The organism is Microbacterium sp. H6, from assembly GCF_003314775.1.
Taxonomy (GTDB): domain Bacteria; phylum Actinomycetota; class Actinomycetes; order Actinomycetales; family Microbacteriaceae; genus Microbacterium; species Microbacterium oxydans.
In genome coordinates this window covers 7,672-29,888 of the sequence record NZ_QOAY01000153.1, presented here as the reverse complement: position 1 = coordinate 29,888, position 22,217 = coordinate 7,672, and the positions used below count along the sequence as shown (strand labels likewise).

Sequence of the window (22,217 nt, the reverse complement as noted above, 5' to 3'; positions counted from 1 at the left end):
AGCACCTCCCGCAGGGCACCTACGTGGTCTTCGGCAACTTCGCCTCCACGTGGCAGCCGTCGACCGGTGCCGCATCGTCGGCCCGTTCGGTGGGCGCGCAGGTCTGGGCTCTCGCCGAGGGCGTGCTGAACCAGGTCCCCGCCCAGTACCAGGGCGCGATCCGCGCGCAGTGGGTCGACATCGCGGCCGACGGCACGTTCCAGACCACGCTGACGCTGAAGGATGCGTCCGCGACTCCTGGCTCCTACGGTGTCTACACGTACGCGGCCGGTGGGGTGGTCAACGCCGATCAGGAGCGCAGTGTCGCCCTGAACTACGGTGTCGCGTCGGGCGTGACCACGACGGTGAAATCTGCGAGCGCGAGCGGCGGGCTCACCGTTACCGCCTCCGCCTCCCAGCTCGGCGCGATCACCGGCGCCTACGTCGCGCTGATCGAGAAAGGCACCGAGGCGAACGTCACCGGCAGCAGCGGCTTCCTGGCCATGCAGTACGTGCGGAACATCTCTGGTGGCGCGCTCTCGGTCGACTTGACCGCAGCCACCGACACGCTCGACCGCGCGAAGTCGTACGAGGTCATCGTGTGGAAGCAGCACTCGATGCCCGATGCGAGCACGATCTACGGGCGGAGCACCGTCACGGTGACCGGCGCGCAGTGGGACACGCTGTTCCCTGCGGGGCCGACGACGACGACGACGGTGAAGACGGCGACGGCGAAGGACGGCCTGACCGTCAACGTCGCAGCCACGAACCTCGGCGAGATCCCCGGCGCCTACGTCGCACTGATCGAGGCCGGGACCGAGGCGGAGGTGAGCGCCGACGGCGGTTTCCTCGCGATGCAGTATGTGCAGAAGGTCACGTTCGGTGCCTTCGCGGTCGACCTCACGACCGCGGCGAAGAACCTCGACCGCACGAAGTCGTACGAGGTGATCGTGTGGAAGCAGCACTCGACGCCCGATGCGAGCACGATCTACGCGCGCTCCACCGTGACCATCACGCCGGCGCAGTGGGATGCCCTGCTCGACGTTAAGAACCCTGAAGTACCGGAGACACCGGGCACACCGGTCACGCCGACCGCTCCGGCGGCGAGCGTTCCGGGCGGCTCCCTCCGCTGGGCCATCTCCTCGTCGTTCACCGACTACATCACGGGCAACATCGCGAAGGGGTCCATCGCGGTCTCCGACGGCGCGACCCGTTCCGGCGGTCAGTTCCAGTTCGGCCAGACCGTCGGGGGCGACTTCGACGTGAACACCGGTCTCGGCAGCGTCGTGTACCGCGGATCGGTGCGCTTCACCGGACACCAGGGCGTGCTGGACGTGACGGTCTCGAACCCGTCGATCCGCATCACCTCGACGAACGCCGCGACTCTGTACGTCACCAGTGGCGGCGCGCAGGTGCCGTTCGCGACGCTCGACTTGTCCGGGGCGGCGCGCGTCGCTGCCAACGGCGCGGTGACCTACACGGCGGCTCCCGCGGCGCTGACCGCTGAGGGACGCGATCGGGTGCTCTCGGGCTACGGCACGGCACTGAACCCGGTGACCTTCACGATCGGCTCGGTCGCCTCAGCGCCAGCCGGATCGAGCGGCACGGTCGCCGCAGCGGTCGTGAAGCCGAAGGTCACGCTGCCGTCGACTCCGCCGGCGACCGCGGGAATCGAGGCCGACGAGGCCGCTCTGGCCGCACTCGCCGCGGGGCAGCCCGCGACGGTGTCCGCATCCGGATTCCGGGCGAACGAGCAGGGGATCAAGGTCGTCGTGTACTCGACCCCCGTGCTCCTCGACACGGTGGCGGCCGATGAGAACGGTGTCGCGACCTGGTCGGGTGCCCTTCCCGCCGCCCTCGAGGACGGCGAGCACACGCTCACGTTCCAGGGCTCCGTCAACCGTGGTCTGGTGTTCACCCTGAACAGGGCGACGGCGGCGATCGGCGTCTGCACGGTGGAGGGCGCCACGCTCAAGTGGGGCTACAAGGAGTCGTTCCGCACCTACATCGAGGGCATCGCGAAGGGGGGCTGGACCCTGACCGACGTGACCTATGAGTACCCCGACTACGTGTGGGGGAACGGGGCGGGATCCCTGGACGACGAGAGCCTCGCCGGCCTGATCACCTTCGGCGGCAGCATCACCTTCACGGGTCATGACGGCGCGCTGAACACGACACTCGCGAACGCGGCGGTCGAACTCGCGGGAGACAAGGGCTACCTCGTCTTCGACGTGACCGGCACCACGCAGGGCGGGGAGAGCATCGATCAGAAGGGGGTCCGCCTCGCGGAGTTCGCCCTCGGTGATGCCGCAGTGGTCGATGGCGCGCTGACGCTCGACGCGATCCCCACGACGCTGACCGAGGCCGGGGCCTCAGCCTTCGGCACCTACGCCGCGGGGGAGGAGCTCGATCCGGTCACGGCTGTCATCCCGGTCGGCGCGGACTGCGGCGTCGAGGCGGAGAAGCCGGAATCCGACTCGGAGGCGACTGCGGTGGTGACTGCCGCGGAAGAGCCCGCCGACGCCGAGGGTGCTCCGGTGTGGCCGTGGATCGTCGGTGGCCTGGTCGTGGTCGCCCTCGCTGCGACCGGCGGTGTGCTGATCGCCCGTCGCAACCGGGTGGCGGAGACCGCCGAGACGACCACCGAGGTCTGATCGCGGTGACACGGAACGGCCCTCCCCGCAGCAGACGTGGGGAGGGCCGTTCTGCCGCTCGTGACACCGGTGCACGGCGGCCGTCGTCGGTGGGACAATGGAGACATGACCCCCACCGACTCGCACCAGACCGTCGAAGCGACCGTGCGCCGCGTGCCGCGGTACGGCGTGCTCATGGGCATCGGCGTCGTGGTCGGTGTGATCGCGGCCGGCATCCTCACCTGGACCGGCAGCTTCGACGAGTCTCAGGCCCTCGACATCGTCTACCCGCCCGGCCAGGTGTTCGGCTTCCTGTTGCTGTGGACGGTCCCGATCGGGATCGCCCTGGGGGGCGTCGTCGGCCTGATCCTGGAGCGTCTCGCCCGTCGCCATGACCGGGTCGTGCGGGTCGACCGCGAGACCGTCGTCGACGAGGACTGACCGCTACGCCAACTCGGCGATCACCGGACGGATCGCGGCGTCGAATGCCACGACATCGCGGCGCAGTCCATCGGTCACGGCGACCGTGAGAGCCCCGATCCACCAGATACCGCGCTGCGAGAACGGCAGCACCTGCACGTTCAGCTCGAACGAGTGGGCCCGGCGACCGACCTCGCGCTCGAACTCCGCGATCGCGCTGGCATACGCGCGGTAGGCATCGCCGCCCGTATGGCTCTTCATCGAGGTCACGTACCTGTCGTGCGCGGCACGCGCGTACAGCAGGGCCGACGTCGCCTGGGGCGCGATCGCCGCCATGAGCTCCTCCGCACCGCGGGCGGGCAGCGCGACCAGGGTGTCGAATCCGTCGACGAGTTCGAGCGGTACATCCGAGGGGTGGGCGCGAGGTTCCACGGTCATGTCCCAGTAATGGCGCCACTGCGCTTCGAGATCGGGGGAGGCGTCGGCGGCATCGGGGGCGCGGACGGCGAGTTCCCGCAGGCTCGGCAGGTCTTCGGGAACCCGGATCCCGAGTTGTTGCCGCAGTGCGAGCGCGACGAGCACCGGAACGCTCGCGTCTTCGCGGATGAGCCACTGCGGCTTGTCTGCCATGGCCCCATCGTAGGCGGATGGTCGACGGCGGCGGCCCTCCGGGTTCATATGTCGTCGGGTGAGAACTCGGGTGGACGCTTGGCGAGGAATGCCCGGATGCCCTCGTCACTGTCCTGATGTGTGAAGGCGATTCCGTACAACCGCGTCTCCTCCGCAAAGGCCGTGCTCCTGTCTTCCTGCACAGCGGCTCGCAGCGCCTGACGGGCCATCGCGGTGGCGGCGCGCGAGCGGCGTGGCCCCGAGGAGAGAGCCGCGACCGCCTCGCGAAGGACGCCGTCCCTCGGCGCGAGACGGGTCGCGAGGCCGTGCGCTTGCGCCCCGACACCGTTCAAGGCCCGACCGGTGAGCACCATCTCCGCCGCCAGTCCTGGCCCCACCCGCTCGACGAGTCGCCGAACTCCCCCGAAGCCGGGAAGGAGGCCGAGAGTCGGCTCCGGCAGAGCGAAGTGAGAATCCGGTGTCGCGTAGATCGTGTCGCAGGCGAGCGCCAGCTCCAGGCCGCCCCCTACCGCGGGGCCGTCGACGCACGCGATCGTCGGGCACGGCGAATCCTCGATCTGCGACAGGAGCGACTTCGCTGCCAGGGCGATCCGTCGTCCTGCTGCGGCCGGGTCGTCGGACACCCGCGCCACGTGCAGCTCGCCGATGTCGGCTCCGGCGCAGAACGCGGACCCGGCTCCGCTGAGCACGATGCCGGACAGCGTCAGGTGCTCGAGGGTGTGGAAGGCGCGACCGAGCTCGGTGAGCATGAGGGCGGACAGCGCGTTCCGCCGCTCCGGTCGCTGCAGCCGGATGTGGGCGACGGGACCCTTCGTGATGACCTCGATCGTCTCGTAGCTGTGCTCCATGGTCTCCCGATCGCCGTTCATGAGTCCCAGATCGCGCCGAAGGCGGGGATCCCCTGCTGTTCGAGTCCTTCGACGATGGACCAGGTCGTGGTGCTGTTCGAGATGCAGATCACTGCTTCGGCTCCTGTCGTGGTGACGGCGTGGCGGGCGAGGGCGAGGAGGTCGGGCTTGCCGTCGGAGGCGGTGTCCCAGACGAGGGCATCGGGGACGGCCCTGCGGATCTCGGCGACCAGCTCGGTCCCGTAGGTGCTCTGCGGAGCGCGTGCAGACCAGACCAGGTGTGCCGGCGCCGTGCCGGCGAGCAGATGCGGCAGGCACGGACCGATGCCACTGCCGGTGGCCACCCAGACCACCTTCCGGAACAGCTTGTCGATGTTGCCGACGCCGGCGGTCGGGATGCCCTTGACCCACACGTGTCGTGGCTTGTCGTCGATGAATCTGCTCGTCCAGTCGCCGGCGCGCGAGATCGTCAGCCGGAGACCCGGCTCGCCGGGCGACGGCACGTTCGCGAAGGAGTGCCATTCGAGCAGCGGATTGCGACTGATCGACGTGGACGACCCGGCGAACGGGGTGACGCCGTAGTCGAACCGGGCGATCGCGACGTGGCTCGACGGTGTCGAGATGTCGACCGGGACCCTCCGCAGCCGCATCCAGGGGAGCGCGACGCTCACCGTCGTGGCGACGAGGAGCCAGAGCCCAGCGGAGGAGAGCACCTGCAGGAGCGAGGCCTGCGCGTCGACGAGCGTCGCGACCGTCTGCGCCCAGACGAGGACCAGCAGCAGCCAACCGCCCAACCGGTGCGTGACCTCGAAGGCGTCGTGCCATCGCGCACGCAGGGGCGGCAGGGCGGTGACGAGCATCGCGATGAGGACCGACGAGCCCAGGACCGCGGTGATCGCGAACAGAGGCGAGGGCCCGTCGGAGATCGTGAGCACGCAGAACGCGACGTACCAGGCGGTCGCGCTCACGGCGGCGCCGACGTGCACCCCGCCGAAGCTGTAGATCTTGCCGAGACCCCACCTCACGCGAAGCGGGGCCGTGGAGCGGATGCTCGTCGCCAGCCGGAACAGGGCGTTGATCACATATTGCTGACGGACGATCGCCGCCACGAACACGTTGACACCGGCGACGACGAATGCCTGCTCCGCGGTCGGAGACGGATTCGCAGCCCACACGACGAGATTCAGCAGGACGGTCGCCAGCGCGAGACGGTTGTACGGCCTGAGACGGCGGGACCGCCGCAGCCGGGACCACCGGCCCGGGACCGGCGGTGTGTCGAGCGTCGCAGCGGAGAGTGAGACGCCGGTCATGCCACTCGCCTCGGTCGTGCGCCCGTATCGATCATGCGCAGCACCGCCGCGCGGTCGGCCTTGCCCCGTGCCGTCAGGGGGATCCGATCGACGGTGATGATGTCGGACGGCACGCAGTAGTACGGAAGCAGCGCGGCGACGGCGGCCCGTGCGGCCTCGGGGTCTGCGCTCGCCGGGGTGATCACGGCTCCGAGGCGTCGCGCGTCGAGCTGCACGGTGACCGCCGTGGTGCAGGACAGGCTCGTCTCCAGCGCCCGCGACACCGAATCGAGTTCGACGCGGAATCCGCGTACCTTCACCTGGTCGTCCGTGCGGCTCAGGTGCTCGAGTTCGCCGCGAGACGTCCAGCGGCCGACATCGCGGGTGCGGAACATCCGCCCGCCGTCGGCAGAGAAGGGATCGGGGAGATAGCGCTGCGCCGTCAGTTCCGGATCACCGATGTATCCGAGGGTGACGCCGGCGCCGCCGACCCACATCTCGCCGATCTCCCCCGCGGGAACCGGTTGCCGTTCGTCGTCGAGCACATAGACCGTCGTGCCGGGAACGGGGGTCCCGATCGACAGTGCTCGGCCGGGAACATGCTCCACGAGGGTGTTGATGATCGTGATCTCCGTCGGCCCGCACGAGTTCAGGAAGCGATGCTCCGCCGCCCACTCGTCGGCCAGCGCCTGTGGGCAGCGCTCGCCGGCGACGACGACGGTGCGCGCGTGGCAGCGTGCGGACGAGAGGGTGCTCACGATGCTGGGCGTCGCGATGAGCACATCGACCTGCTCGGCGGTCTCGGCGATGTCGGAGCCGCGGATCACCAGAGTTCCACCGTTGACCAGCGTTCCGAGGATCTCCCACATGGCCATGTCGAACGCGATGTTGAGCACCTGGCCGACCGTCGTCCCTCGTCCGATGCCCAGATCACCCGGGGTATTGCGGAACAGGTTCACGAGGTTGCCGTCCGTGACCTGGACGCCGTTGGGCGATCCCGTGGTGCCTGAGGTGTAGATCACGGCGCAGACGTCCGACGCGCGCCGGTCCACGGATGCGCGCGTCATGACCGCTCCTGCGTCGTCGAGCTGCGTGTCGTCGAACTGCGTGTCGTCGAGCTGCGTGTCGTCGATCAGGGCGGTGTCGATCACCATGGCGTCGACGGCGTCCGGCATGGCGTCGAGGAACTCCTCGGTCGTGAGTGCGATGCGCATGCGCGATGAGGCCGCCACTCGACCGAGCAGCATCCGTGGGGAGATCCGTGCATCCTGGGGGGCATACGCCGCGCCGGTCTTCAGCACGGCCAGGATGCCGATGACCATCGGGATCGAACGCTGCACGAACACGCCCACCACGTCACCGCGTCCGACGCCACGCGAACGCAGCCGCGCGGACAGTGTCTCGGCAGCTCGATCGAGCTCGGCGTAGGTCATCGCGGCGGACAGGTGCCGCACCGCCGTCTCGTCGGGCTGCCGATCGACTCGCGCTTCGAAAAGGGTGGTGACGGTCGAGGTCGATACCTCGTGCGCGGCCGAACGCGCGGGTGAGGCCGCCGAGGCAGCAGGGGCGATCGAATCGGTCATCGAGTGTCCTTTCCCTCCGCCCCGCATGCGGATCCCGTGGCCGGAAGGACGACGACGGATCGGGGCGTGAGCGCCAACGCTAAGGAGCGCCTCGGCGGGTGGGGGGGAGTTCTTTCAGAACGGTAAGGAACCGAGGGGTCTCGTAACTTCGGGCGTCATCATGTCGACCCGGAACCGGTCCGGACCGCCGAAGGTCCCGCCTCGGACTTCGCGGAGAGAGTGGCCTGCTCCGGGCGGTAGGCTGGGGGCGTGGCTGCCTCCCCCACCAACCCCTATTCCGAAGCCGGCGTCGATACCGCTGCAGGTGATCTCGCCGTCGAGCTGATGAAGTCCTCCGTACGCGCGACGCACGGCCCCGAAGTGCTCGGCGGTGTCGGCGGATTCGCCGGCCTGTTCGACGCCAGCGCGCTGCGCGACTTCCGTCGTCCGCTGCTCGCGACCAGTACCGACGGCGTCGGCACGAAGGTCGCGATCGCGCAGGCCATCGACAAGCACGACACGATCGGCCAGGACCTGGTCGGCATGGTCGTCGACGACATCGTGGTGGTGGGCGCGAAGCCTCTCTTCATGACCGACTACATCGCGTGCGGCAAGGTCTATCCGCAGCGCATCGCCGACATCGTGCGCGGCATCGCCGAGGCATGCTCCGCGACCGGCACGGCTCTGGTCGGCGGCGAGACGGCGGAGCACCCCGGTCTGCTCGGACCGCGCGACTACGACGTGGCGGGGGCGGCGACGGGTGTGGTCGAGGCGGATGCGATCCTGGGCGCCGACCGCGTGCAGGATGGCGACGCGGTCATCGCCGTGGCTTCCAGCGGACTGCACTCCAACGGCTACTCCCTCGTGCGGCACATCATCACCGGTGCCGGCATCTCCTACGGCGACAACGCCGCTGACTTCGGAACGACGTGGGGCGAGGCGCTCCTCGAGCCGACCCGCCTGTACACGCTTCCGCTGCTGCGCCTGATCGAGCAGCTGTCCGGCGGCGTCCACGCGCTCAGCCATGTCACCGGCGGCGGCATCGCGGCGAACCTCGCCCGCGTGCTCCCGCAGGGCAGCTGGGCCGAGGTCGACCGCAGCAGCTGGTCGCCGAGTCCGGTCTTCCGTGTGCTCAGCGACATCGCCGGCTCCACGCTGGAATCTGCCGAGGGCACCTGGAACCTCGGCATCGGATTCCTCGCGGTGGTCGCCGCGGACAAGAAGGACGCCGCGATCGCCGCTCTGAACGCCGAGGGCATGCCCTCGTGGCAGGTCGGGACCGTGGGCTTCGGCCCGCGTCCAGCCGGTGAATTCGAACAGGGCGCCAAGGGCGTCGATGGTGGAGCAGTGCGCCTCGTCGGCGCCTATGCGGACGGAGCGAAGTAAGAGCCCATGTGCGGCATCGTCGGAATGGTGGGCTCTGCCCCGGTCAATCAGGACATCTACGACGCACTCCTGCTGCTGCAGCACCGCGGCCAGGATGCGACGGGCATCGCGACCGCCGAGGCGAACGGTGTGATGCACAACGCCAAGGCACAGGGCATGGTCCGCGAGGCCTTCCGCACCCGAGACATGCGCGCCCTGCTCGGCAACGTGGGTCTGGGTCATGTGCGCTATGCCACCAAGGGCACGGCCTCGAACGAGGAGGAGATGCAGCCGTTCTACGTGAACGCGCCGTACGGCATCATCCTCATCCACAACGGCAACCTCACCAACACGCGTGAGCTCACGGCCGACATGGCCAAGCGCGACCGTCGCCACCTGAACTCCTCGAGCGACACCGAGCTGCTGCTCAACGTGCTCGCGGGTGAGCTGCAGAACACCACCTCGACCGTCGACCTCGACCCCGAGCGGGTGTTCGAGGCCGTCGCCCGCACGCACGAGCGCATCGAGGGCGCCTATGCGGTGATCGCGGTGATCGCCGGATACGGTCTGCTCGCCTTCCGTGACCCCTTCGGCATCCGCCCGCTGATCCTGGGCCGTCGTCCTTCGACCGTCCCAGGGGCCGAGGGCAAGGACGAGTGGGTCGTCGCGAGCGAGTCGCTGGTGCTCGAGAACGGCGACTACGAGGTCGTGCGCGAGGTCGAGCCCGGTGAGGCCGTCTTCATCACCAACGACGGCGAGCTGTTCTCCCAGCAGTGCGCCACCGCCGCGACGCTCGCGCCCTGCGCGTTCGAGTACGTCTACCTCGCCCGCCCCGACTCCGTCATGAACGGCATCTCCGTCTACGAGTCGCGTCTGCGCATGGGCGACAAGCTCGCCGACACGATCGCCAAGCATGTGCCGATGGACAAGATCGACGTGGTCATGCCGATCCCCGACTCCTCGCGCCCCGCCGCGATGGAGGTCGCCCGCAAGCTCGGCATCGAGTACCGCGAGGGCTTCTACAAGAACCGCTACGTCGGCCGCACCTTCATCATGCCGGGGCAGGCGGTGCGCAAGAAGAGCGTCCGCCAGAAGCTCAACGCGATGTCGACCGAGTTCCAGGGCAAGAACGTGCTCCTCATCGACGACTCGATCGTGCGGGGAACGACCTCCAAGGAGATCATCCAGATGGCGCGGGATGCCGGAGCCGCCTCCGTCACCTTCGCGTCGGCAGCACCGCCCGTGCGGCACCCGCACGTCTACGGGATCAACATGCCGTCCCGTCACGAGCTCATCGCCCACGGACGCACGATCCCCGAGATCGCCGACGAGCTCGGCTGCGACCATCTCGTGTATCAGGAGGTCGAAGACCTCAAGGCCGCGATCACCGAGGGTTCCGTGCTCACGGATCTCGACATGAGCTGCTTCGACGGCCGATATGTGACCGGCACGGTCTCCGACGAGTATCTCGCCTGGGTGGAGGGGTCGCAGACTTCATGACGATGCCGAGCGCACGACCGCTGTGGCAGGGTCGGGCTCTCGCACTCGTGGGGATCGTCCTGGTGGCGTTCTCGCTGCGTTCCGCGGTCGCCTCCCTGTCGCCGGTCATCGATCACGTCGCCGCGGACTTCCCGGTCTCGCCCGTCGTGATCGGTCTGATCGGTGCCGCGCCTCCGGTGTGCTTCGCGATCTTCGGTCTGCTCACGCCCCTGTTCGAGCGGCGGTTCGGTCTGGAGCGGATGGCCGTCGCCGCGATCACGCTGATGGCGGCCGGCATGCTCCTGCGCGGCGTCGCGCAGGACTCGACGAGCCTGCTCGCGGCCACCGCTCTCGTGTTCGCGGGTGTCGGTTCCGGCAACGTGCTGCTGCCGCCGTTGGTCAAGAAGTACTTCGCGGACCGTCTCGGCGTCATGATGACGGCCTACTCGACCACGCTCGCCGTCTCGACGTTCCTGCCACCTCTGGTCGCGGTTCCCGTCGCCGACAGTCTCGGCTGGCGGGTGTCGCTCGGCATGTGGGGTGTGGTGGCCGCTCTCGCTCTGGTTCCCTGGATCACGCTGCTGGTGCGTTCACACTCCGAGCCCGACGACCGCGCGATGAGCACGGAGCTGCTTGTCCCGGATCCGACCGACGGCGTGGACGACGTCCGCGACGCGGTGGCCGCATCCACCGGACCCATCACGACCCAGTCCGCCAACCCGAAGGCGTTCGGGCGGCTGTGGCGGCTGCCGCTGGCCTGGTCGCTCGCTCTCGTGTTCGGCACCTCGTCCACCATGGCGTACGTCGCTTTCGCGTGGCTGCCCACCATGCTCGCCGACATCGGCGGCGTCACCCCGGCCACGGCAGGGTTCCTGCTGTCGCTGTTCGCTCTGGTGGGTCTGCCGTGTTCGATGCTCGTCCCCGTGCTCGTGGTGCGTTTCCAGGCCACCAGGCCCCTGTTCTTCGTGGCAGTGGCGGCGGGACTGGTCGGCCTTCTCGGACTGCTGCTCTTCCCGACCGTCGCTCTGCCGCTCTGGGTGGCGATCTTCGGCCTCACGGCCATCATGTTCCCGCTCAGTCTCGTGCTGCTGAGCATCCGCGCCCGCACTCCGGAGAGCGCAGTGGCGCTGAGCGGTTTCGTGCAGAGCATCGGCTACGGGATCGCGGCGACCTTCCCGCTGCTCGTCGGGCTCCTCCACGAGACCACCGCGGGCTGGCAGGTTCCGCTGCTGGTCGTCGCGGGAGTGCTCGTGGCCTCCATCCCCGCGGGCATCGTCGCAGGTCGTCGGCGCACGGTCGAGGACGAGTGGGAGCGCCGGCACGGGCGCTGGTGATGCGCTCGATCAGCTCACCGACCGCGGCGGGGCCGTCGATGAACGCACGATGAGCTGAGGATCGGTGGAGGGCATCTCGCCCACCGCCTCATGGCCCTCGATCTGCGCGATCACCCGGAGCGCCGCCGCGCGACCCATGGCCTCGAAGGGCTGGCGGACGGTGGTGAGTGCCGGGGAGGCGTAGGCGGCGAGGGCGATGTCGTCGACGCTCACCACCGAGACGTCGTCGGGAACGCTGCGTCCGGCCTCATGCAGCGCGCGGATCAGGCCGAACGCCATCTCGTCGCTGCTGACGAACACGGCCGTGGCCTCGGGGATGGCGGCGATCGTGCGACCGGCGCGGTAGCCCGACTCGGGTGTCCAGTCGGCGGGGATCAGTGGCGGGGGCACGATCCCGCGGTCGCGGAGCGTCTGCTCCCACGCCTCGCTGCGCTGCTGCGTCTCGGTCCAGTAGTCGTCGCCCGACACGTGCCACACGGTCTTGTGGCCGAGGTCGAGGAGATGCTCGACGGCGAGGCGGGCGATCGCGCGCTGATCGACGGCGAGCGGTGCATCCTCTTCGAGAGAGGTGCGCTCGCTGCGGGTCGCGGGCGTGCGCTCGGTGCGCGCCCTCATGGCCGGGCTCTCGAGTTCGAGCGGCACTCCGAGGATGATGCCCTCGGCTCCCTGGCGCTCGAGTCGGTCGAAGGCTTCGAGGAAGGCCTCGGCCGACGCGTGATCGGCGACGGCTGCGGTCGAGACCGTGTATCCGTTCGCCGCCGCCGCCTGTTGGATGCCGACGCCGAGCGCTGCCGACGAGTAGCGGTCGGTGGAGACGACGATCACACCCAGCACGCGTGTGCGACCGGACGCCAGCGAGGCGGCAGCGGCGTGCACCCGGTAGCCGAGTTCCTCGACCGCTGCCAGCACGCGCCTGGCGGTGTCGGGGCGCACGTTGTCCTGCCCCGACATGACGCGGGAGACGGTCTGTGTGGAGACACCGGCAAGCTGGGCGACATCGACCTGGCTGGGGGCGCGGTCGTCTCTCGGGCGACGAGGTGACATGTGCTCAATGGTAGCGATCAATCGGCGTGAATCCAGGAGGCGCGGAGTATCGTGATGCGATAATGTGAACGCAAACACTCGTACTTGGAGCGCTATGCCTGACCTTCTCGCCTCGGCTGTCGACGCCGCGTCCGTTGCCGTCGACACTCGGGCCGCCGTGCCGCCGATCGGCGCTCCCGCCCTGTCCTGGCGCGACGGGGAGATCCTTCGCGACGGCGTCGCGCACCGCATCATCGCCGGTTCGATCCACTACTTCCGGGTGCATCCCGACCAGTGGGAGGACCGCCTCCGCCGCCTCGCCGCGATGGGCGCGAACACGGTCGACACGTATGTCGCGTGGAACTTCCACGAACGCGTCGAGGGCGATGTGCGCTTCGACGGCTGGCGCGACATCGAGCGTTTCATCCGCCTCGCCGGAGAGGTGGGCCTGGATGTCTTCCTGCGGCCGAGCCCCTACATCTGCGCGGAATGGTCCAACGGCGGCATCCCGTTCTGGCTGTCCGGCCGCGTGGCTGCTCTGCGCACGAGCGATGCCGACTTCCTCGCGGCCGTCGACGCCTGGTACGACGAGCTGATCCCCCGCCTCGTCCCGCTGCAGGCTGCCCACGGCGGACCCATCGTCGCGATTCAGGTCGAGAACGAGTACGGGTCGTTCGGCAGCGATCCCGCCTACCTCGCGCATCTGCGTGACGGACTGCGCCGCCGCGGGATGGTCGAGATGCTCACGACCGCCGACGGCATCACGAGCGACATGATCGAGCACGGCAGTGTGCCTGGGGCCATGGCGACATTCACTTTCGGCACCGGTGTCGCGAGGGCCGTGGAGTTGCGGCGTGAAGGCGACGCGCTCATGTGCAGCGAGCTGTGGGGCGGCTGGTTCGACCACTGGGGGGAGCGGCACCACGTGCGTTCGGCCGCGAGTGCCGGCGGCACCATCGAGGAGCTGCTGCGTGCGGGCGGATCCGTGAGCCTCTACATGGCGCACGGCGGCACCAACTTCGGTTTCTGGAACGGGGCGAATCACGATCAGGTGCTGCAGCCGACCGTCACCAGCTATGACTCGGATGCGCCGATCGGCGAAGACGGCACCCTCAACGAGAAGTTCCATGCGCTCCGAGCGATGTTCGCGCCGTTCCATGCAGCTGCTCTTCCGCCTGTGCCCGCGGCGCCGCGGCGGCAGGGTGCGGCTACCGCAGCGCTCGACCGTCGCTCCTCCCTGAGCGAGCTGGTCTCCTCGCTTCCCGCGTCAGGCGAGGTCTCGCCGCGACCACGCACCTTCGAAGAGCTCGGCGCCGAAGACGGGCTCGTCGCCTACGAGGCCGACGTATCCTTCCCCGCCGATGCGACGCTCACTGTCGACGGACTGCACGACCGGGCAGTGGTGTTCCTCGACGGCGCTCGGCTCGGCGTGCTCGAGCGTGATGGCGAGACGTCTCTGCCCCTGCCGCGCGAAGGTGGCGTCGGCCGGCTCGTGATCGTCGTCGAGAGCCTGGGTCGCATCAACTACGGCCCCTACACCGGCGAGGGCAAGGGCATCATGCGTGGCGTGATGATCGGTCGCCGACTGGTCAACGGGTGGACGCATCGACTGATCCCGCACGACGCTCCTGCGGCGACCTCCCCTTCCGCCGGCCCCGCCGCCGACGGGGTCGCCGTGGCCTCGTTCGATATCGCCGAACCGCTCGACGCCTGGCTCGCCTTTCCCGACGGCTCGAAGGGCATGGTCTGGTTGAACGGATTCCTCCTCGGCCGGTACTGGAAGATCGGACCGCAGGAGACGCTGTACGCACCGGCGCCGCTGTGGCGGACGGGCCGCAACGAGATCGTGGTGCTCGACACCGACGGACTCGGCGCGACGGTCGAGATCCGCGAGCAGCCCTCCTTCGGCGAGACCGAGGAGTTCATCGGCTCCTGACCGCTCTGCTGCTGCTCCGAGACCCATCCTCCGCGCCGAGACCCATCGTCTCAGGCGGCTGTGAGGGTGGGTCTCGGCGCGGAGAATGGGTTTCGCTGCCGCAGCACTTCGACGCATGTTTGCGCTCGCCTGGCGAAAAGCCTTGATATAGGCGACCACGTGCGCTTACAGTGATAGCGCAAACATCGATGTGGATCGTCGATGACCACTTGCGGCGCACCGGGGCGTCCCTCCTCCCGACGTCGCTCCGATCGAGAGGCAAGACGTGTCGAAACCTTCCCGACCGCCCCGCGCCGCCGTCGCTCTCAGCTCCGTGCTGGCGACCGCGCTCGCAATCGGCGGTGTGCTCACCCCGGCGACGGCCGCGCAGGCCGCCGACCTCGTTCCGGTGCCCAAGACCGACTACCGCCTGCACGCGGTCTCGAGCGAGTCGGACCCCTATCCGGCGCCGCCGTCGCTCGACGGCACCGCGCTGGGGGCGTTCGACGGCGACTTCGCGACGCAGTGGACATCGCGGTACTCCGCGAACGCCCCGTTCCCGCACTGGATCGTCGTCGACCTGCAGCGCTCGCTCTCGGTGAAGGCCCTCGACTACTCGGTCAAGAAGGGTCAGGGCGTCGCCGCCAAGACGGTGGAGGTCTATGTGACCGATGACGCGGATGTCGCGCGCAACTCTCCGGCCGACGGCGGATGGGGAGCGGCCTCGGCAACGGCGACGCTGCACGCACCGACGGCGAACGACGAGAAGCAGCGCATCACCCTGGACTCCGCCAAGGACGGCCGCTACGTGGCGTTGCTCGTGATCGACGCGCAGGGCACCACCGGGGGAGGCGCGGGTGAGATCGAGGTCCTCTCCGACGAGCCGCTGCCTCCGATCGTCACCGAACCGGAGACGCCCGACACCGACGAGACCGTCGAGATCGCCGCCGGCGGTACGACAGCCATCGTGTCGACCGAGTTCCCCCGCATCACCGGATACCGGGTGGGCGGGGAGAGCATCGCCGGCCAGCGCAGCTCCGCGAAGACCTGGTCGGTGAACGGCACCACCTATCCGTCGACGACCACCTCGACATCCTCGGCAACCGGGGTCGACTACGTGTCGACGCTCACCGGCATCGACGTGACCGTGCGCAGCAGCATCCGCGTCGCGAAGGACGGGACCGTCGGGTTCGAGGTCACCGCTGTCGAAGGCGGGGCCACCGTGACCACGCTCGGACTCCCGGACAACGCGTTCCTCTCCGTGAGCGCCGCGGATGCCGGTGCAGCGCTCGACCGCACCGTGATCAGCCCCGACAGCACGAAGAACGCCGACGAGCACATCGCGGTCAATGCCTCGACGGCCACCGGCCAGAAGGGGGCGGCCTTCGCCTTCCTGGGCAACGGTGCGCTCGTCGGCAGTGTCATCACCAACGCGACGACGCAGGCATCCGGTGGCACAGCCTCCTGGAACACGCGCCTGACCACGCGCGTGACCGAGTCGGCGGGACGCACCGCTGAGATCGGATCCAGCGCCTGGCTGATCCACCCGACCACCGCCGTCGATAGCCGCGTGACCACCTACGCGCTGCCGAAGGTCACGGTGCTCCTCGCCGCCGACCGCAACGGTGACGCGGCGGTCGACTGGCAGGACGCGGCGATCCGCTACCGCGAGGTCGACACCCCGCGTCTCGGCGCCGACCGGGTCGCAGAGCGCGTCGTCAGCAGGATTCCGTTCAACTTTGCTTCGAGCGCGACGAACTACTTCGACCTCACCCTCGACAACACCAAGCGCATCGCGAACCAGACCGACGGCCTCGGACAGTGGGTGCTCAACAAGGGCTACGGCAGCGAAGGCCATGACTCCGCGAACACCGACTACGGCGGGAACTACAACGAGCGCGCGGGTGGGCTGACCGACCTGAACAACCTCGTCGACGAGGGGGCGAAGCTCAACGCCGACATGAGCGTGCACGTCAACGCCACGGAGATGTATCCGCAGGCGAACGCGTTCGACTCCGCGATCATCGACGGAGCGGCGCCCTACAAGCCGGGCTGGAACTGGCTCGACCAGTCGTACTACATCAACCAGCAGGCCGACCTCGGCACGGGGCGCGTGCTCGACCGCTTCCAGCAGCTGCGCGACGAGGTCCCCGGCCTCAGCGGCGTCTACATCGACGTGTACTACTCCAACGGGTGGGTCGCCGAGGAGCTCGCGGACGAGCTGAACGGCATGGACCTCGAGGTCGCGACGGAGTGGGGCGACAAGTTCGTCGACAGCACGGTCTGGTCGCACTGGCCGAACGACCTCAGCTACGGGGGCGTGACCAACAAGGGCATCAACTCCACGATGGTGCGCTTCATCCAGAACGGGCAGGCCGACGTCTGGAACAACGACGCCCTGCTCGGCCAGCAGCGTCTGGTCGACGCCGAGGGATGGGTCGGCAACCGCAACTGGGACGGTTTCATCGACAACATCTGGACGCAGAGCCTGCCGACCAAGTTCCTGCAGCACTTCGACCTGTTGACCTACGAGGCCGGTGCGGAGGCGACTCTGACCGATGATGTGGCCGTGCGGATGGACGGCAGCACCAGGGTCGTCACCATGGACGGCGCGACGGTGCTGCGCGGCGACTCCTACCTGCTTCCGTGGCAGTCGCTGGCGTCGAACCAGGACGCCGGCTCGCCCGTCGATGCCGACAAGATGTACTTCTACTCCGCATCCGGCGGCGAGAAGACCTTCGGTCTCACGGACGCGTTCCGGGGCAACACCACCTTCGATGTCTTCGAACTCGGTGACCAGGGCCGCGTCAAGGTCGGTACGGCCACCGCGAACGGCGGTGAGCTGACGCTCAGCGGTGACAAGGGCGCGGCCTACGTCGTGGTGCCGCAGGGCGGCGCACAGCGCGCGGCGGTCGAGTACCGCGATGCCGGTCTCGACGACCCGGGGTTCAACTCCGGTTCGCTCGATGTGTGGAACCCGCAGGGCGATGTGACGATCAAGCGCACCGACCTCGGCGGTGCGAAGAACGAGTCCCGCGGCGACAACATCGCCGTGTTCGGCCCCGCTGCCTCGTCGATCTCGCAGACCGTGACCGGGCTCACCCCCGGCCAGCGGTACGCGTTCTCGGCTCAGGTGCAGATCGATCCGACCGCGACCCGTGACGTGAGCGTCTCGGTCGACACCGGCTCCGGGGCGGTGACGCGCACGTGGAACCTCTCGCCGACGTACAACTACATGCGCGCCGACTCCAAGGCGGGCCAGTACTACCAGCGCGGCTCGACGTCGTTCCTCGCTCCGGCGTCCGGTGAGGTGAGGGTCTCGATCGGTGCCGTCGCCGGCGACGCGAAGGTGCGCATCGACAATGCCCGCGTCACTGCCGACACCACCGGCCCGTTCGCACCCGGCACGGTGTACTCGAACGACTTCGAGGGCAACGAGGCGGGTTGGGGACCGTTCGTGAAGGGCGACGCCAACGGGATCGACGACCCGCGCACCAGCATCTCGCGCCGGCATGACCCGTACGCGAGCAGCGAGTGGCGCAACACCGCCAAGCCGTTCGATGCGGGGCCCCTCGCCGGTCTGGCCGTCGACACGACGCTCAACGGCGACCACTCGCTCATGTCGCACTCCGAGAACAGCGGGGTCGTCTACCGCACGGATCCGACGCTCGTGCCGCTGCAGGCCGGGCACTCGTACCGCATCGGCTTCGACTATCAGGCCGGCGCGAGCGGGGCGTACCGCTGGCTCACCGGCACCGATGCGGTGGCGGGTGGCAAGGTCACCTCGACCACGCTCAGCCGCACCGGCATCACGCAGGCGTTGGAGACGACGCCGTTCTCGCAGGACGTGATCGTCGGCTGCGGCGACTACACCTGGGTGGGACTCGAGCGCGTGGGCGGACCGGACGTGGACTTCGTCTTGGACGACTTCACCGTCACCGACCTCGGCCCCACGGCCGGCGGCACGCCCTGCGCGACCGTCTCGGGCGAAGCGGGCGTCCTGAGCCCCGGGGCACAGACCGCGTTCACGACCACCTTCACCAACAGCGAGTCGATCGCCGTGGAGAACATCGGCGTGCAGCTCGAGGTTCCGGAGGGCTATGTGGTCGAGGTCGCCGACGGTTCGTCGAACCTGTTCGACGAGGTCGCGGCCGGCGACAGTGTGGAGACCACCTGGCTGGTCACCGCGCCGGCAGAGGCGGCGGGTACGACGGTCGGCATCGGGATAGCGGCGACGTATCTCGCCGACTGCGATGTGCGTACGGTCAGCACGACCCAGGAGGTGTCGGTGTCCTCGCGGGCACGCATCCCCAACGCGCAGATCTCCGCGACGGCGAGCTCGGAGGAGACCTCGGGCGAAGACGGCGCTGCCGCGAACATGCTCGACGGCAACGCCGGCACGTTCTGGCACAGTCGGTGGAGTTCGGCGGCCACCTCGTACCCGCACGTGCTGACGTTCGACCTCGGTGCTGCCGAGCAGGTCGACGGCATCTCGTACCTGCGTCGCGGTGCCAACCAGAACGGACCCATCAAGGGATACGAGGTCGCGGTGTCGACGGACGGACAGGCGTACACACCCGTCGCCTCGGGGGAGTGGAAGAACGTCGCCGAGTGGCAGGACGTGGACTTCGCGGAGACCACGGCTCGCTACATCCGCGTGACGGCGCTCTCTTCGATCTCGGGAACACAGTTCGCCGCAGTCGCCGAGATGGCCGTCTACGGATCCTCTGCACCGCGGGCCGGCCACGCCCCGGCGACCCGTCCTGCGGATGACCTGAGTGCGTGCAACCCGGTGATCGACCCGAAGCTCGGGCTCGACAGCGACACGGTGCGCGCCGGCGAGACGGTGGGCATGGCGCTCACGGGCTTCGCGCCGCGGTCGACGGTCTCGGTCTGGCTCGACGGCTCCGGACTGACGGAGGCCACGGTCGATGCGGAGGGTGCGTTGACGACGCGGCTGCTGATCCCGACGAACACCGAGGTCGGGAAGCACCGGGTCATCGTGCGGGATGCGGCAGGCGCCGAACTCGCGAGCGCACCGTTGAAGGTCAAGAAGGCGAAGCCGGGGAAGAAGGCGACCGTCACGGCCTCCATCGGTTCGGTTGTCGCCGGAGCGAGCGTGACCGTGCAGTTGAGCGGTTTCGAGGCCGATGCGCTGGTGCAGCTGTGGCTGCACTCCGAGCCCGTGCGGATCGGCGAGGTGACCGTGTCAGCAGAAGGCGACGCGGTCGCGACCGTCACGATCCCGGCGTCGACACCGGCTGGCGCGCACGCACTCGTCGCGACCGATGCTCAGGGTGTCGAGCTGGCTCGGGGCGACCTCGCCGTCACGGCTGCGATAGGCAGCGGTGGAAGCGGCGGAAACCTCGCGACGACCGGTGCCGACGGCGCGATCTGGTCCGGGGCGGCGCTCGCGGCCCTGCTCGCGATGGGCCTCGGCCTGACCCTGTGGCTGCGGAGGCGCCGCCACAGCTGACCTTCGCGTGATGAGCAGAGGCGGTCCGGGAGCATCCCTCCCGGACCGCCTCTTTCCGTGTGTCACGGTGCCGGCCCGCTCTCCGTGTCGGGAGGAGTTCGCCTCGTCGAGAGGAGCTCTCCGTGTCGGGAGGAGTTCTCCTCGTTGGGCGGTGGTCTCCTCCCGCAGTTGCCGCCGGTTGAAGAGCTCTCCTCCCCACGAGGACAGCACATGCAAGGGGCCTGCGGCGGGCCGGGCCATGCCCACCCTCCTCGGGCCCTCCTCAGGCCCACCCTTACGGAAGGACTTCTCCCCGTCGGGAGGAAGATCACGGGCGCAATCACCTCCCCACACGCAGAAGTCCGCCCTCGGCGCAGTGCCGAGGGCGGACGGGGTGCCGTGCGGGGGCCGACGGGTGGGGACCGGATCAGCCCTTCACAGCGCCGGCGGCGAGGCCGGAGCGCCAGTACTTCTGCAGGGCGAAGAACAACAGCACGAGCGGGATGACTCCGAGCAGGGCGCCGAGCATGACGGCTCCCTTGTCCGGGGCGAAGTAGCTCACCATCCCGTAGAGCCCGAGGGTCACAGGCTTCAGATCCTGACTCGAGATCATCATGAGCGGCAGCAGGAAGTTGTTCCAGGTGGCCACGAAGATGAACAGGAAGATCGTCACCATCGCCGGACCCAGAAGCCGCATCACGATCGTGAAGAAGATGCGCGCCTCGCCGGCACCGTCGATGCGGGCGGCTTCCAGCAGTTCGGTCGGCACCGACGACTGGGCGTAGACCATGCCGAGGAAGACGCCGAAGGGCGACACCGCAGACGGGATGATGATCGCCCAGACGGTGTTGGTGAGTCCGAGCGCCTGGAACTCGATGTACAGCGGAACGGTCAGCAGTGCGACCGGGAGCAGGAGCCCCGCCATGATGACACCCACCGCGATGCGCTTGCCGGGGAAGGCGAACTTCGCGATCGCGTAACCGGCCATCACCGCGAACAGGGTGCCGATGACGCCCGCGCTCACGGAGTACAGCATCGAGTTGCCGACCCACCGCCAGAAAAGCCCCTGTGTCCAGTTCATGAGGCTGTCGTAGTTCGTGCCGAGGTTCCAGTCGGCGAACCAGAAGCCGAAGGTCGACGTGAGGTCGGTGTTGTTCTTTGTCGACGCGACGATCAGCCAGTACACGGGCACGAGGAAGTACAGCGTGGCCACGACGAGCGCGACGATGCCGAACGCCCGAGCGGCCGGTGTGGGGGCGATCGAGGGTGGCGGGGCGTCCACGTCGCGCGATCTGCGGGGCCGTCGGCGCGGGGAAGCTCCTGTGGTGATGAGGCGCGTGGTGGTCATGCGTCGCCCTTCCGGCGCTGCAGCAGCGCGTACACGATCGCGAGCACACCCGCGATCAGAGCCATGAGCAGGGAGTATGCCGATGCGGGGCCGCTGCCGGACGGCGAGATCTCGCCCATCATCGTGTTGTAGGTGAGCATCATGGGCGTGAAGTCCTTGCCCATCCACGAGTTCGCGGCCTGCAGCACGACCGGCTCGTTGAACAGCTGGATGGTGCCGATGATCGACAGCAGCACGGCGAGCAGCGCGGCTCCCCGCACGAGCGGCACCTTGATGCGCATCGAGATCTGGAAGCCGGACGCGCCGTCGAGGCGCGCGGCCTCGTACAGGTCACGGGGGACGGCCTGCAGTGCTGACAGGAAGATGAGCATGTTGTACCCCGTGTAGGTCCAGGTCGTCATGTTCGCCATCGAGAGCAGGATCGTTCCCGGCGCCATGAAGTCGGTGCCCTCGGGGAGGAACGGCAGGAAGGGTGAGACCTCCGGGGTGTAGAGGTACAGCCACATCATCGCCGCGATGATGCCGGGAACCGCGTAGGGGAGGAAGAAGGAGAGCCGGAAGAGGGTGGGACGGCGCACGATGAACGAGTCAAGCAGCAGGGCGAGTCCGAGGGCGACGAGGATCATCACCGGGATCTGCAGCGCGGCATAGAGCACCACGCGACCCATGCCGGTCCAGAACGCCCCGTTGGTCGCGGCGGTGATGAAGTTCTCCAGACCGACGAACGTGTCGACGAGCTCACCGCCGCCGTAGAGTCCGTCACCCGCGGGAACCTGTGCGAAGAACGACGACCGGATCGACACGATGATCGGGACCAGGAAGACCAGTACGAACAGCACCGCGAACGGCGTCATGAACAGCCAGCCCGTGAGGCCTTCCCTCCGGGTTCCGAACCGGCGTCTGCGGGCCGGATCCGTGGGGCTGCGCGGCGGAGCTT

Annotated in this window: 14 protein-coding genes; 7 read left to right on the top strand and 7 right to left on the bottom strand. The window is 68.8% G+C overall.

The window, feature by feature from the left end; genetic code table 11:
• The coding region (locus DSP71_RS09940) for an HtaA domain-containing protein (protein ID WP_181800713.1) at positions 1 to 2,633 on the top strand (2,633 nt) is incomplete at its 5' end.
• Positions 2,634 to 2,738: 105 nt separating this feature from the next.
• Entirely contained in the window at positions 2,739 to 3,053 is a 315-nt protein-coding gene (locus DSP71_RS09935; protein ID WP_058631637.1) for a hypothetical protein, read from the top strand.
• Between the two features lie 3 nt (positions 3,054 to 3,056).
• Here DSP71_RS09935 and DSP71_RS09930 read toward each other — a convergent pair whose 3' ends face one another.
• From DSP71_RS09930 to DSP71_RS09915, 4 genes are read right to left on the bottom strand one after another with little or no spacing between them, the layout of a single operon-like run.
• A complete protein-coding gene (locus tag DSP71_RS09930) occupies positions 3,057 to 3,662 on the bottom strand; it encodes a zinc-binding alcohol dehydrogenase (RefSeq protein ID WP_113681004.1) in 606 nt (201 codons plus the stop codon).
• Between the two features lie 44 nt (positions 3,663 to 3,706).
• On the bottom strand, positions 3,707 to 4,531 hold the full coding sequence (locus DSP71_RS09925; RefSeq protein ID WP_113681003.1) for an enoyl-CoA hydratase/isomerase family protein: 825 nt from the start codon (positions 4,529 to 4,531) through the stop codon (positions 3,707 to 3,709).
• Positions 4,528 to 5,820 (bottom strand): hypothetical protein, encoded by a 1,293-nt coding sequence (locus tag DSP71_RS09920; protein ID WP_113681002.1) that lies wholly within the window; start codon positions 5,818 to 5,820, stop codon positions 4,528 to 4,530. Before DSP71_RS09920 ends, DSP71_RS09925 begins: the two co-directional genes overlap by 4 nt.
• Positions 5,817 to 7,382, bottom strand: coding sequence for an amino acid adenylation domain-containing protein (locus DSP71_RS09915; protein ID WP_113681001.1), 1,566 nt, complete (start codon positions 7,380 to 7,382; stop codon positions 5,817 to 5,819). The genes DSP71_RS09920 and DSP71_RS09915 overlap by 4 nt, the downstream gene beginning before the upstream one ends.
• Positions 7,383 to 7,631: 249 nt before the next feature.
• On the opposite strand from DSP71_RS09915, the gene purM reads away from it, so the two are divergent.
• The 3 genes from purM to DSP71_RS09900 are packed head-to-tail and all read left to right on the top strand — an operon-like array spanning position 7,632 to position 11,539.
• Positions 7,632 to 8,747, top strand: coding sequence for a phosphoribosylformylglycinamidine cyclo-ligase (gene purM, locus DSP71_RS09910; RefSeq protein WP_046746859.1), 1,116 nt, complete (start codon positions 7,632 to 7,634; stop codon positions 8,745 to 8,747).
• A gap of 6 nt (positions 8,748 to 8,753) precedes the next feature.
• Entirely contained in the window at positions 8,754 to 10,226 is a 1,473-nt protein-coding gene (gene purF, locus DSP71_RS09905) for an amidophosphoribosyltransferase (protein ID WP_046746860.1), read from the top strand.
• Positions 10,223 to 11,539: a CynX/NimT family MFS transporter gene (locus DSP71_RS09900; RefSeq protein ID WP_113681000.1), complete on the top strand. Its 1,317-nt coding sequence runs from the start codon at positions 10,223 to 10,225 to the stop codon at positions 11,537 to 11,539. Before purF ends, DSP71_RS09900 begins: the two co-directional genes overlap by 4 nt.
• A 9-nt stretch (positions 11,540 to 11,548) precedes the next feature.
• Here DSP71_RS09900 and DSP71_RS09895 read toward each other — a convergent pair whose 3' ends face one another.
• Complete coding sequence (locus tag DSP71_RS09895; protein ID WP_113680999.1) at positions 11,549 to 12,583, bottom strand: LacI family DNA-binding transcriptional regulator; 1,035 nt, start codon at positions 12,581 to 12,583, stop codon at positions 11,549 to 11,551.
• Positions 12,584 to 12,677: 94 nt separating this feature from the next.
• On the opposite strand from DSP71_RS09895, the gene DSP71_RS09890 reads away from it, so the two are divergent.
• Together DSP71_RS09890 and DSP71_RS09885 are read left to right on the top strand one after the other, a co-directional pair.
• Positions 12,678 to 14,498: a beta-galactosidase family protein gene (locus tag DSP71_RS09890; RefSeq protein ID WP_113680998.1), complete on the top strand. Its 1,821-nt coding sequence runs from the start codon at positions 12,678 to 12,680 to the stop codon at positions 14,496 to 14,498.
• 265 nt (positions 14,499 to 14,763) lie between these two features.
• Positions 14,764 to 19,953, top strand: coding sequence for an endo-alpha-N-acetylgalactosaminidase family protein (locus DSP71_RS09885; RefSeq protein WP_113680997.1), 5,190 nt, complete (start codon positions 14,764 to 14,766; stop codon positions 19,951 to 19,953).
• A 406-nt stretch (positions 19,954 to 20,359) separates the two neighbouring features.
• Here the strand turns inward: DSP71_RS09885 and DSP71_RS09880 are convergent, their stop codons facing one another.
• Both DSP71_RS09880 and DSP71_RS09875 read right to left on the bottom strand, forming a co-directional pair.
• Complete coding sequence (locus DSP71_RS09880; protein ID WP_113680996.1) at positions 20,360 to 21,280, bottom strand: carbohydrate ABC transporter permease; 921 nt, start codon at positions 21,278 to 21,280, stop codon at positions 20,360 to 20,362.
• Positions 21,277 to 22,140 (bottom strand): carbohydrate ABC transporter permease, encoded by an 864-nt coding sequence (locus tag DSP71_RS09875; protein ID WP_218867868.1) that lies wholly within the window; start codon positions 22,138 to 22,140, stop codon positions 21,277 to 21,279. The genes DSP71_RS09880 and DSP71_RS09875 overlap by 4 nt, the downstream gene beginning before the upstream one ends.
• Positions 22,141 to 22,217 lie beyond the last annotated feature (77 nt).

Bases quoted from the DNA above. Each gene is read 5' to 3' on its own strand.
- DSP71_RS09935 (WP_058631637.1), top strand. From the start codon at position 2,739: ATGACCCCCACCGACTCGCACCAGACCGTCGAAGCGACCGTGCGCCGC.
- DSP71_RS09930 (WP_113681004.1), bottom strand. From the start codon at position 3,662: ATGGCAGACAAGCCGCAGTGGCTCATCCGCGAAGACGCGAGCGTTCCG.
- DSP71_RS09925 (WP_113681003.1), bottom strand. From the start codon at position 4,531: ATGAACGGCGATCGGGAGACCATGGAGCACAGCTACGAGACGATCGAG.
- DSP71_RS09920 (WP_113681002.1), bottom strand. From the start codon at position 5,820: ATGACCGGCGTCTCACTCTCCGCTGCGACGCTCGACACACCGCCGGTC.
- DSP71_RS09915 (WP_113681001.1), bottom strand. From the start codon at position 7,382: ATGACCGATTCGATCGCCCCTGCTGCCTCGGCGGCCTCACCCGCGCGT.
- purF (WP_046746860.1), top strand. From the start codon at position 8,754: ATGTGCGGCATCGTCGGAATGGTGGGCTCTGCCCCGGTCAATCAGGAC.
- DSP71_RS09900 (WP_113681000.1), top strand. From the start codon at position 10,223: ATGACGATGCCGAGCGCACGACCGCTGTGGCAGGGTCGGGCTCTCGCA.
- DSP71_RS09895 (WP_113680999.1), bottom strand. From the start codon at position 12,583: ATGTCACCTCGTCGCCCGAGAGACGACCGCGCCCCCAGCCAGGTCGAT.
- DSP71_RS09890 (WP_113680998.1), top strand. From the start codon at position 12,678: ATGCCTGACCTTCTCGCCTCGGCTGTCGACGCCGCGTCCGTTGCCGTC.
- DSP71_RS09880 (WP_113680996.1), bottom strand. From the start codon at position 21,280: ATGACCACCACGCGCCTCATCACCACAGGAGCTTCCCCGCGCCGACGG.